General features: G+C 66.3%; 10 protein-coding genes and 1 pseudogene. 6 read left to right on the top strand and 5 right to left on the bottom strand.

The annotated features are described in order from the left end of the window. Positions 1 to 371: DnaJ domain-containing protein (locus DY468_RS23580; protein ID WP_164607915.1), on the bottom strand; the 371-nt coding region annotated here is incomplete at its 3' end. A gap of 128 nt (positions 372 to 499) precedes the next feature. Further along, on the bottom strand, positions 500 to 2,395 hold the full coding sequence (dnaK, locus tag DY468_RS23575; RefSeq protein ID WP_164607913.1) for a molecular chaperone DnaK: 1,896 nt from the start codon (positions 2,393 to 2,395) through the stop codon (positions 500 to 502). A 346-nt stretch (positions 2,396 to 2,741) separates the two neighbouring features. Between dnaK and DY468_RS23570 the strand changes: the two genes are divergently transcribed. Both DY468_RS23570 and pncA read left to right on the top strand, forming a co-directional pair. Further along, positions 2,742 to 3,683 carry a hypothetical protein gene (locus tag DY468_RS23570; protein WP_164607911.1) on the top strand — a complete coding sequence of 314 codons (942 nt, stop codon included), beginning with the start codon at positions 2,742 to 2,744 and terminating at the stop codon, positions 3,681 to 3,683. Between the two features lie 117 nt (positions 3,684 to 3,800). Beyond that, entirely contained in the window at positions 3,801 to 4,439 is a 639-nt protein-coding gene (gene pncA, locus DY468_RS23565; protein ID WP_164607909.1) for a bifunctional nicotinamidase/pyrazinamidase, read from the top strand. Between the two features lie 13 nt (positions 4,440 to 4,452). Here the strand turns inward: pncA and grpE are convergent, their stop codons facing one another. After that, positions 4,453 to 5,061 (bottom strand): nucleotide exchange factor GrpE, encoded by a 609-nt coding sequence (grpE, locus tag DY468_RS23560; RefSeq protein ID WP_164607907.1) that lies wholly within the window; start codon positions 5,059 to 5,061, stop codon positions 4,453 to 4,455. Between the two features lie 92 nt (positions 5,062 to 5,153). Beyond that, positions 5,154 to 6,242 (bottom strand): heat-inducible transcriptional repressor HrcA, encoded by a 1,089-nt coding sequence (gene hrcA, locus DY468_RS23555; protein ID WP_107342567.1) that lies wholly within the window; start codon positions 6,240 to 6,242, stop codon positions 5,154 to 5,156. Positions 6,243 to 6,394: 152 nt separating this feature from the next. Here hrcA and rph point away from each other — a divergent pair, with 152 nt between their 5' ends. The 3 genes from rph to hemW are packed head-to-tail and all read left to right on the top strand — an operon-like array spanning position 6,395 to position 8,939. Then, positions 6,395 to 7,108: a ribonuclease PH gene (gene rph, locus DY468_RS23550; RefSeq protein WP_110787042.1), complete on the top strand. Its 714-nt coding sequence runs from the start codon at positions 6,395 to 6,397 to the stop codon at positions 7,106 to 7,108. A gap of 51 nt (positions 7,109 to 7,159) precedes the next feature. Further along, entirely contained in the window at positions 7,160 to 7,792 is a 633-nt protein-coding gene (rdgB, locus tag DY468_RS23545) for an RdgB/HAM1 family non-canonical purine NTP pyrophosphatase (protein ID WP_164607906.1), read from the top strand. Further along, complete coding sequence (hemW, locus tag DY468_RS23540; protein ID WP_164607904.1) at positions 7,782 to 8,939, top strand: radical SAM family heme chaperone HemW; 1,158 nt, start codon at positions 7,782 to 7,784, stop codon at positions 8,937 to 8,939. Before rdgB ends, hemW begins: the two co-directional genes overlap by 11 nt. Positions 8,940 to 9,039: 100 nt before the next feature. Here hemW and DY468_RS23535 read toward each other — a convergent pair whose 3' ends face one another. Then, the gene (locus DY468_RS23535) at positions 9,040 to 10,239 is read right to left on the bottom strand and encodes a penicillin-binding protein activator (RefSeq protein ID WP_164607902.1); all 1,200 of its coding nucleotides are present in this window, start codon (positions 10,237 to 10,239) and stop codon (positions 9,040 to 9,042) included. A gap of 219 nt (positions 10,240 to 10,458) precedes the next feature. Here DY468_RS23535 and DY468_RS24860 point away from each other — a divergent pair. Beyond that, positions 10,459 to 10,625, top strand: a pseudogene (locus DY468_RS24860) (16S rRNA (cytidine(1402)-2'-O)-methyltransferase); the annotation flags it as partial.

Below are 10,625 nucleotides of genomic sequence, written 5' to 3'. Positions count from 1 at the left end.
TTGTAGCGCAGGTCGGCGCCGCGCTCGCGGCCGGTGCCGCGGCCCCGCTGCGACGCCATGCCGAACAGGTCTTCGAAGATGTCCGAGAACGACGAGGCGAAGCCCGCGCCGAAACCTGCACCGCCACCGAAGCCGCCCTGCTCGAACGCGGCGTGACCGTAGCGGTCGTAGGCGGCGCGCTTGTCGCTGTCCTTGAGGATCTCGTAGGCTTCGTTGATCTCTTTGAACTTGATCTCGCACTGCGGATCGCCCGGATTGCGGTCCGGATGCCACTTCATGGCGAGTTTGCGGAACGCGCTCTTCAGCGTCGAATCGTCGGCGTTGCGCTCGACTTCGAGGGTTTCGTAGTAGCAACGCTTGGTGGTGGACATAGCAACGCTCTCAATTGTCATGGCCGGGCTCGACCCGGCCATCCATCATTTCGGAAAGATGGACCGCCGGATCAAGTCCGGCGGTGACGGTGTTGCACGATGCGATCGGCATGGCCGAGCGTTCGTCGTTACGCCGACTTCTTCTTGTCGTCGTCGACTTCGGTGAATTCGGCGTCGACCACGTCGTCCTGACCGGGCTGCTGCGGCGCAGCGCCGCCTTCGGCCTGCTTGTACATCGCTTCGCCGAGCTTCATCGAAGCCTGCGCCAGCGTGTTGGTCTTGGCCTTGATCGCCTCGGCGTCGTCGCCCTTCAGCGCTTCGCGCAGATCGCTGAGCGCGTCTTCGATGCTGCGGCGTTCGCCTTCGTCGATCTTCGAGCCATGCTCGGAGAGCGCCTTCTCGGTGGAGTGCACCAGCGCGTCGGCGTGGTTCTTGGCGTCGACCGCCTCGCGGCGCTTCTTGTCGTCGGCCGCGTTGGCTTCGGCGTCCTTGACCATCTTGTCGATCTCGGAGTCGGACAGACCGCCCGAGGCCTGGATGCGGATCTGCTGCTCCTTGCCGGTCGCCTTGTCCTTCGCCGAGACGTTGACGATGCCGTTGGCGTCGATGTCGAACGTCACTTCGATCTGCGGCATACCGCGCGGTGCCGGCGGAATGCCCATCAGGTCGAACTGACCGAGCATCTTGTTGTCGGCCGCCATTTCGCGCTCACCCTGGAAGACCCGGATGGTGACCGCGTTCTGATTGTCTTCGGCGGTCGAGAACACCTGGCTCTTCTTGGTCGGGATCGTGGTGTTGCGATCGATGATGCGGGTGAACACGCCACCCAGCGTCTCGATGCCCAGCGACAGCGGGGTCACGTCGAGCAGCAGCACGTCCTTGACGTCGCCCTGCAGCACGCCGGCCTGGATCGCCGCGCCGATCGCCACGACTTCGTCCGGGTTGACGCCCTTGTGCGGCTCCTTGCCGAACAGCTGCTTCACCACTTCCTGGACCTTCGGCATGCGGGTCATGCCGCCGACCAGCACCACTTCGCTGATCTCGCCGGCGGTCAGGCCGGCATCCTTCAGCGCCTTGCGGCACGGCTCGATGGTCCGCTGCACCAGATCGTCGACCAGCGCTTCGAACTTGGCGCGGGTCAGCTTCATGGTCAGATGCTTCGGACCGGACTGATCCGCGGTGATGAACGGCAGGTTGATCTCGGTCTGCGTCGTCGACGACAGCTCGATCTTGGCCTTTTCGGCGGCTTCCTTCAGCCGCTGCAGCGCGAGCTTGTCCTTGCGCAGGTCGATGCCCTGCTCCTTCTGGAATTCGTCGGCGAGGTAGTTGACCAGACGCATGTCGAAGTCTTCACCGCCGAGGAAGGTGTCGCCGTTGGTCGACTTCACCTCGAACACGCCGTCGCCGATCTCCAGGATCGAGACGTCGAAGGTGCCGCCGCCGAGATCGTACACCGCGATGGTGCCGGTCTTCGCCTTGTCGAGGCCGTAGGCCAGCGCGGCCGCGGTCGGCTCGTTGATGATGCGCAGCACTTCGAGACCGGCGATCTTGCCGGCGTCCTTGGTGGCCTGGCGCTGGGCGTCGTTGAAGTACGCCGGAACGGTGATGACGGCCTGATCGACCTTGGCGCCGAGATGGGCTTCCGCGGTCTCCTTCATCTTCTGCAGAATGAAGGCCGAGACCTGTGAGGGCGAATAGGTCTTGCCGTCGGCTTCGACCCAGGCGTCGCCGTTGGAGGCTTTGACGATCTTGTAGGGGACGAGGCCCTTGTCCTTCTCGACCATCGGGTCGTCGTAGCGGCGACCGATCAGGCGCTTCACCGCAAAGAAGGTGCGCTCGGGATTGGTGACGGCCTGACGCTTCGCCGGCTGGCCGACCAGACGCTCGCCATCGTCGGTGATCGCGACGATCGACGGGGTCGTGCGCATGCCCTCGGCGTTCTCGATGACCTTGGCAGACTTACCATCCATTACGGCGACGCACGAATTCGTGGTGCCGAGGTCGATACCGATGACCTTTCCCATGGTGCTCACTTCCTTCGTTTTGCGGCGAGTTGGACGGGCCCTGACGGCGCACCGGTCCAAACCCCCTAAGAAAATTCAATTGCTCGCGATTTGGCGGCGGTGAGCCTGATATAGGAGGGGGGGTCGGGTCCGCAAGGACCGCGACGGCGTTTCGAGCACGAAAACACGGGGCTTTACGAATCCTTACGAAACGCCGGCAGAGGCTGCGGGGCGGCTTGCCGCGATGAGGTTGGCGGCGCATCATCGGCGCCGCCGGCCACCCGATCCGCGGCCCTCGCCCGACCGTCGCCGGCCAGGCAGCCGCCGACCAAACAACGGCCTCAATGCAACCCCAGGACAACTCGCCATGAGACAGATAGCGCGCTTGTTTGCGATTGCCCTGCTGTCGGTCGCCGCGACCAACGCGGTCGCCGCCGACGCGGTCTACCCACGCGGCATCCGGGTCGGCATCGTGCCGATGCCGGGACTGAGCCAGTCCACCGCCTTCCTCGGCTTCGAATCCGCCGACCACGGCGTCAAGGTGCTGGTGTCCGAACTGCCGGGCCCGGCGTTCGATCAGGTCGACGCCGCCTTCAAGGCCGCGCCCGAAGGCTCGCTCGGCAACGTCAAGCCGGAGAAGATCGAGACCTCCGCGGGCAACGGCTATTTCACCGCCGAAGACGCCATGGTGGGGCCCGACAAGGTCCGCCGCTATTCGCTGATCGTGCCCGGCGGCAAGTTGTTTTCGGGTTACGTCGCCGTGCAGGTGCCGACGGTCGAGGCGAAGACCTACTCGGACGATGCGGTCAAGAAGATGCTGTCGTCGGTCTCGGTCCGGCAGCAGGTGCCGGTCGATGAGCAGGTCGCTCAGATGCCGTTCAAGGTCCGGGATCTCGCCGATTTCAAGACCGTCCGAACGCTGGCGCCCGGCGCCGCGCTATTGCTGACCGACGGCAACGAGGAGGCGGTCGAGACCGGCCCGTTCATGGTGCTCGGCCTGATCGGCTCGGTGCCGGAGAAGACCGACGACCGCGCCCGCTTCGCCCAGCAAGCGGCGGAGGCGATTCCCGGGCTGCGCGACAGCAAGATCACGATGTCGGAGCCGATCCGAATCGATGGCTCGCCCGGATTCGAGACACGGGTCAACGGCGTCAGCGGCAAGAACAACACCCCGGTCACGGTGGTGCAGTGGCTGCGCTTCGGCGGCGCCAATGTGGCGATGCGGGTGATCGGCTCGTCGCCGAAGGATCAGTGGGAGACCGCGTTTCCGCGCTTCCGCCAGGTCCGCGACGGCCTGCAGCCGCGCTGATCCGATCCGGTTGCATCGATCGGCAGCTTATGCCGAATCAATCCGCAGGCGCGCGCCTTTACCCGCTCCCGGCCGGCTGATCTACTCGGGTCGAAAATCCCAGCCACGGGAGCGCGGATGTCCGAAACACACCGGCGCATCGACGACCGCTCGGTCCTGATCGTCGTCGACGTTCAGAACGACTTTCTGCCCGGCGGCAACCTCGCGGTGACCGACGGCGACGCCGTCGTCCCGATCATCAACCGGCTGGCGAAGGCCTTCGCCAATGTGGTGATCACCCAGGACTGGCATACGCCGGGCCACGTCTCGTTCGCCTCCAGCCACGCCGGCAAGGCGCCGTTCGAGAGCATCGCGCTTTCTTATGGTTCGCAGGTGCTGTGGCCGGAACATTGCGTGCAGGGCACCCGCGGCGCCGAACTGGCCGAGGATCTCGCGGTCCCGCATGCGCAGCTGGTGATCCGCAAGGGCTTCCATCACGGCATCGACAGCTACTCGGCTTTCCTCGAAGCGGATCGCAAGACCTCGACCGGGCTTTCGGCCTATCTGCAGGCGCGCGGCCTGAGCCGCGTCTTCGTCACCGGCCTCGCCACCGATTTCTGCGTCGCGTGGACCGCGCTCGATGCGCGCGCCGCCGGCTTCGAGACCTTCGTCATCGAAGACGGCTGCCGCGCCATCGACGCGCAGGGCTCGCTGGCGAAAGCCTGGAGCGACATGGCCGAGGCCGGCGTCAGGCGGATCGGCGGCGCGGATCTGTGATCCGCGCGACCGCTCAGTTCGCGCTCGGCTCGGCGGCGGGCGCCTTGGCGCCGCCCTTGGCGACACCGACCAGCGCCGGGCGCAGCACGCGCTCGCCGATCGTAAAGCCGGCCTGAACCACCTGCACCACGGTGCCGGCCGGGACCGACGGATCCGGCACTTCGTACATCGCCTGCTGGAAGTTGGGGTCGAACTTCTGGCCCATCGGATCGAACTTCTTGACGCCGTTCTTTTCCAGCGCGTTGAGCAGCGAACGCTCGGTCAGTTCGACGCCTTCGATCAGTCCCTTGAGTCCCGCATCGGCGTTGGCGCGGGCTTCCGCCGGCACCGCGTCGAGCGCGCGCTGCAGATTGTCGGCGATGTCCAGCACGTCGCGGGCGAACGCCGTCACTCCATAGGTGCGCGCGTCGGCGACTTCCTTCTGGGTCCGCTTGCGCAGGTTCTCCATCTCGGCCAGCGTCCGCAGCATCTTGTCGCGCGCGTCCGCGGCCTCACGCACCAGGGCCTCGTTCGATCCTTCTTCCGGGTCGTCCGGCATGATGTACGGCTTGGAAACGACCGGATCGGCGGCGGCCTGCGCCGTGTCCTGGTTGTTGTCCTTCTGTCCATCAGTCTCGGTCATCACGCTACCTTCTTGAAAAATCGTCTGGATCGTTACGGGAGAGCTGGCCGGGATATCGTGGTTTGCGCCGCGAAAATCAAGTTTCCGAAAAATCAGCCGCCCAGCATCCGGCTGACGATCCGCGCGGTGTAATCGACCATCGGAATCACCCGCGCATAGTTCAGCCGGGTCGGCCCGATCACGCCGAGCACGCCGACGATGTGGCCGGCGCCGTCGCTGTAGGGCGCGATGATGGTCGACGAGCCCGACAGCGAGAACAGCTTGTTCTCCGAGCCGATGAAGATCCGCACGCCATCGGCGCTCTCGGCGCGGCCGAGCAGGTCGATCACTCCGCGCTTGGTTTCGAGATCGTCGAACAGCAGCCGCACCCGCTCCAGATCGTCGAGCGCGTGCAGGTCTTCGAGCAGATTGGCGTGGCCGCGCACGATCAGCTGACGGTCCTCACCGTCGCCGCCGGACCAGCTCGCGATTCCCGCCGCGATCACCTTCTGGGTGAGCTGATCGAGTTCGGCCTTGTTCTGAACCATCAGCGATTCGAGTTCGAGCCGGGCTTCGGCCAGCGTCCGGCCGCGAATCCGCGCGTTGAGATAATTGGCCGCTTCGATCAGCGCCGAGGACGGCACACCCGGCGGCAGCGTCAGCACCCGGTTCTCGACCTGGCCGTCTTCGGCCACCAGAATCACCAGCGCCCGCTCCGGCTCCAGCCGGACGAATTCGATGTGCTTGAGCCGGACGTTGGCCTTCGCGGTCAGCACCACCGCGGCGGCGCGCGTGAGGCCCGACAGCCGCGTCAACGCCTCGCCGAGCGCGGCTTCGACCGTATGGGCCCGGCCCACTGACGAAAGCTGCGCCTGGATCGACTGCCGCTCCGGCTCGGTCAGGTCGCCGACCTGCATCAAGGCGTCGACGAAGAACCGCAGCCCGAGTTCGGTCGGCAGCCGGCCGGCCGAGGTATGGGGGGCGTAAATCAGGCCGAGCTGTTCGAGATCGGCCATCACGTTGCGCACCGAGGCCGGCGACAGCGGAACGGAAATCAGCCGGGAAATGTTGCGGGAGCCCACCGGCTCCCCGGTCGCGAGGTAGCTTTCGACGATCTGACGAAAAATCTCCCGCGAACGCTCGTTGAGCTGGGCGAGCCCCGCATTGGGCGCAATCAGGCCGATAGGGTCGTGCTGAGCCAAATTGTCCTCCGTTGTCCCCTTAATTTGTCGTCGCTCGGGCCCGGTTACAAGCGGCGAGCGCAGAGTTACCGGCCGCAACCCTTGCCGCTGCGGCTGCGGCCCCCTAAAAGCACCGCAACGTTTGATTTCCCCCCCAATCGATGGAGGTCCCCATGCGGCCGAGCCGCCGTGCGCCCGACGAATTGCGCGCCGTGTCGCTGGAACGCGGCGTCGTCAAATATGCCGAGGGCTCCTGCCTGGTGAAGTTCGGCGACACCCATGTGCTGGTGACCGCGACTCTGGAAGAGCGCCTGCCGCCGTGGCTGAAGGGACAGGGCCGCGGCTGGGTGACGGCCGAGTACGGCATGCTGCCGCGCGCCACACTGGAGCGGACCCGGCGCGAGGCCTCGGCCGGCAAGCAGAACGGCCGCACCGTCGAAATTCAGCGCCTGATCGGCCGCTCGCTGCGCACCATCGTGGATCTCGAAGCGCTCGGCGAGCGCCAGATTACGGTCGATTGCGACGTGCTGCAGGCCGATGGCGGCACCCGCACCGCCTCGATCACCGGCGCCTGGGTCGCACTTGCGGACTGCCTGAACTGGATGAAGGCGCGCAACATGATCAAGGGCCAGGTGCTCCGCGACAACGTCGCGGCGATCTCCTGCGGTATCTACAACGGCACGCCGGTGCTGGATCTCGACTATGCCGAGGATTCCGAAGCCGAAACCGACGCCAACTTCGTCATGACCGGCGACGGCCGGATCGTCGAAGTGCAGGGCACGGCCGAAAAGACGCCGTTCTCGCAGGACGAGTTCCTGAAGCTGATGGCGCTGGCACAGAAGGGCGTCACACGGCTTGTGGACCTGCAGAAAATGGCGGTGGGGTGAGTCATTCCTGCCACCTCTTTGCAACGCGAGCTGAGCTAGGCTGACATCGCCATGCATCGTCGAATCACCGGCAAGCTCGTGATCGCCACCCACAATCCCGGCAAGCTGGCCGAGATGCGCGAGCTCTTGGCTCCTTACGGCATCGAGGCGATCTCCGCCGGAGAGCTCGGCCTCGCCGAGCCGGACGAGACCGGCGACAGCTTCCAGGCGAATGCCCGGATCAAGGCCGAAGCCGCCGCCAAGGCCGCGCAACTGCCGGCGTTTGCGGACGATTCAGGCCTTGCGGTCGATGCGCTGGACGGCGCTCCCGGAATCTATTCGGCGCGCTGGGCCGGGGATTCGAAGGATTTTGCCGGGGCGATGGCGCGGATCGAGCGGCTGTTGCAGGAGCGCGGGGCGAGGGCGCCGGAGCAGCGCAAGGCGCATTTCGTCTCGGCGCTGTGCGTCGCCTGGCCGGACGGACACGTCGAAGAAGTCGAAGCCCGTGCCGACGGCACTTTGGTGTGGCCGCCGCGCGGCACCGCCGGCTTCGGCTACGACCCGGCGTTCCTGCCCGATGGCCACAGCCGCACCTTCGGCGAGATGACCAGCGTCGAAAAACATGGCCTGCCGCCGCTCGGCCTCGGCCTGTCACACCGCGCCAAGGCGTTCGTCAAACTGGCGGAGATCTGCCTTGCGGGCTAGCTCCGACCCAGCTTTCGGCGTTTACGTGCACTGGCCGTTCTGCCTGTCGAAGTGCCCGTATTGCGACTTCAACAGCCACGTCCGCCATGCGGCGATCGACGAGGAGCGTTTCGCACGCGCCTTCGCGCGCGAGATCGAAACCACCGCGGCCCGCATTGGCCCGCGCGAGGTGACGTCGATCTTCCTCGGCGGCGGCACGCCGTCGCTGATGCAGCCGCAGACCGTCGGCGCGATCCTCGACGCGATCGGCAAACATTGGCGCGTCGCGCCGGACGCCGAAGTCTCGCTCGAAGCCAATCCGACCAGCGTCGAAGCGACGCGGTTTCGCGGCTATCGCGCCGCCGGCGTCAACCGCGTCTCGCTCGGCGTGCAGGCGCTCGACGATGCCTCGTTGAAGGCGCTGGGCCGGCTGCATTCGGCCGAAGAGGCCTTGAAGGCGGTGGCGATCGCCAAATCGGCGTTCGACCGCTACTCGTTCGATCTGATCTATGCGCGCCCCGGCCAGACCGCGGCGATGTGGGAAGCCGAGTTGCGTTACGCGATCGGCGAGGCTGCCGAACATCTGTCGCTGTATCAGCTCACCATCGAGCCCGACACGCCGTTCTATGCCCTGCACAAGGCCGGCAAGCTGCCGACGCCGGACGAAACCGAGGCGCGGGCGCTGTACGACGTCACCCAGTCGGTGTGCGCCGAGCTCGGCCTGCCCGCCTACGAGATTTCCAATCACGCCCGTCCGGGCGCGGAGTGCCGGCACAATCTGATCTATTGGCGCGGCCAGGAATATGCCGGGATCGGTCCCGGCGCCCACGGCCGGCTCGATATCGGCAATGTGCGCTACGCCACCGCGACCGAAAAGCGCCCCGAGAGCTGGCTGATGCGGGTCGAGGCCACCGGCCACGGCCTGATCGCCGACGAGCGCCTCACCAGCGAAGAACGCGCCGACGAGTTCCTGCTGATGGGCTTGCGGCTCGCCGAAGGCATCGATCCGCAGCGCTATCAGCTGCTCTCCGGCCGCCCGCTCGATCCGTCGCGGATCGCGCTGTTGCGCGAGGAGGGCGCCATCGCGGTCGACGCCGACGGCCGCCTGCGCGTGACCCAAGAGGGCTTTCCGGTGCTCGACGCCGTCGTGGCCGATCTGGCTGCCTGACCAACGGCGCTGCCGGTCCCAGCCTCACGATCGATGTTTCGCTTGGAAGTCCCTTTGCCGGGTGCGCTCGCCGATACGAGCGCCCCGGAACGAGGATGACCTATGCGCCAAAGCTCTTCGGCGAGCCGGCAACGATCTGCGGGCCGCCGCTGGCGACCTTCATCACCGCAAGGCCTCGCTCGTTGGTGCCGTCGACGCGGAATCGGAACAATCCGTCGATGCCGGCGAAGCCCGACGGATTGGTCAGAACCTCGGTGGAGAACCGCCGCGTCCCCTGGGCGCGGGACAATGCCGCCACCAGGGCCACCCCGTCATAGGCCAGCGTCGCGGTGCGAACCGGGTCCTGGCCGTAGCGGGCGCGATAACGCCCGGAGAAAGCGCGAAAGCCGGATGGATCGGGAGCGGCGTACAGGCCGCCCTGCAGCGCCTGAGTGGCGAACACCCGCGGATTGTCCCACAGCCCGGTGCCGAGAAGCTGCACGCGCTTCAGATCCGCGCCGGCGGCGGTGAGCGCATCGGCCACTCCGGCCAGGGCGTCGCCATCGTCGGCGAGCAGCAACGCATCGGCGCTGGCCAATGAAGCCGCGATCGTCCGCGCCGGACCGGACCGGTCGGCGCCGTATTTTTCGAAAGCGACGATGCGGCCGCCCTTCTGACTGGCGTACTGCTTGAAAGCCACCTCGACCACGGACCCATAGGCATTCTCAGGCAGCAGCGCCGCATAGGAGCGCTTTCCGAGGCTGCCGGCATAGCCGATGATGCGGTTGACGTCGGACTCCGGCAGAAAGCTCAGCAGGAACACGCCGCGGCCGGCCACGCTGGAATCCGTCGAGAAGGCGATCACCGAAACGCCCTTCGCACGCGCGGCCTGCGCCGCGGCGGGCACGGACTGGGCGAACAGCGGGCCGAGAATGACCTCGGCGCCTTCGTCGAGCGCCTGCTGGGTCGCAGTCTGCGCCCCGAGCGGATTGCCGGCGTCGTCTTTGACCAGCAGTTGAATGTCGGGATTGTGGAACTCGGCAAGGGCCATTTCGGCCGCGTTCTTCATCGACTGCGCCGCGACCCCGGCATTACCGGGCGCCGAGAGCGGCAACACCAACCCGACCTTGACCCGTCCGTTGCCGATCGCAGCCGGCTGTTGCGCCGGTCCGGCGGCAGGCGGCTGCTGGCCGAATTGATCGCTCAGAGTTTGTTGGGCGCCGGAGCAGGCGCTCAGCAGCGGCGCACCAAGGAGCAGCCCGAGCGCAGTGCGGCGCGTGGTTCGCAACGGTTTCGTGTGTGGATCGTGCAAGCTTCCCATGCCATCTCTTGCGGCGATCCGGCGCCATGCCGGATTCCGTGTCGTGCTCCGTGCGATCGACCCTGCGGCCCTTCACCGGAGATTTCATCACAATGTCGGCCAATGATTAACCGGGCCAATAGGTTTATGCTGATTGGCGGCGTCGGACAAATCACTGTGCCGTCGTTTTGGATATTCCCGTTCTGATCCCGCCCTCGAGACGACACCAAGTCCCTGACAATGCGCGCCACACCACCGAGCTCTGCACCATCTTCAGACGTGCCGGCGCCTGATGCGCGGACATTTCTGATTGCCGGACAGCGCCTCAACGCACCGCGCGTAGTTCCCGGACTGCATCTTGTCGCGACGCCGATCGGACATCTCGGCGACATCACCCTGCGTGCGCT

The sequence above is a fragment of the Rhodopseudomonas sp. BR0M22 genome, assembly GCF_010907035.1.
Lineage (GTDB): Bacteria > Pseudomonadota > Alphaproteobacteria > Rhizobiales > Xanthobacteraceae > Rhodopseudomonas.
This window is presented reverse-complemented; position numbering and strand designations above follow the sequence as displayed.

Bases quoted from the DNA above. Each gene is read 5' to 3' on its own strand.
- dnaK (WP_164607913.1), bottom strand. From the start codon at position 2,395: ATGGGAAAGGTCATCGGTATCGACCTCGGCACCACGAATTCGTGCGTC.
- DY468_RS23570 (WP_164607911.1), top strand. From the start codon at position 2,742: ATGAGACAGATAGCGCGCTTGTTTGCGATTGCCCTGCTGTCGGTCGCC.
- pncA (WP_164607909.1), top strand. From the start codon at position 3,801: ATGTCCGAAACACACCGGCGCATCGACGACCGCTCGGTCCTGATCGTC.
- grpE (WP_164607907.1), bottom strand. From the start codon at position 5,061: ATGACCGAGACTGATGGACAGAAGGACAACAACCAGGACACGGCGCAG.
- rph (WP_110787042.1), top strand. From the start codon at position 6,395: ATGCGGCCGAGCCGCCGTGCGCCCGACGAATTGCGCGCCGTGTCGCTG.
- rdgB (WP_164607906.1), top strand. From the start codon at position 7,160: ATGCATCGTCGAATCACCGGCAAGCTCGTGATCGCCACCCACAATCCC.
- DY468_RS23535 (WP_164607902.1), bottom strand. From the start codon at position 10,239: ATGGGAAGCTTGCACGATCCACACACGAAACCGTTGCGAACCACGCGC.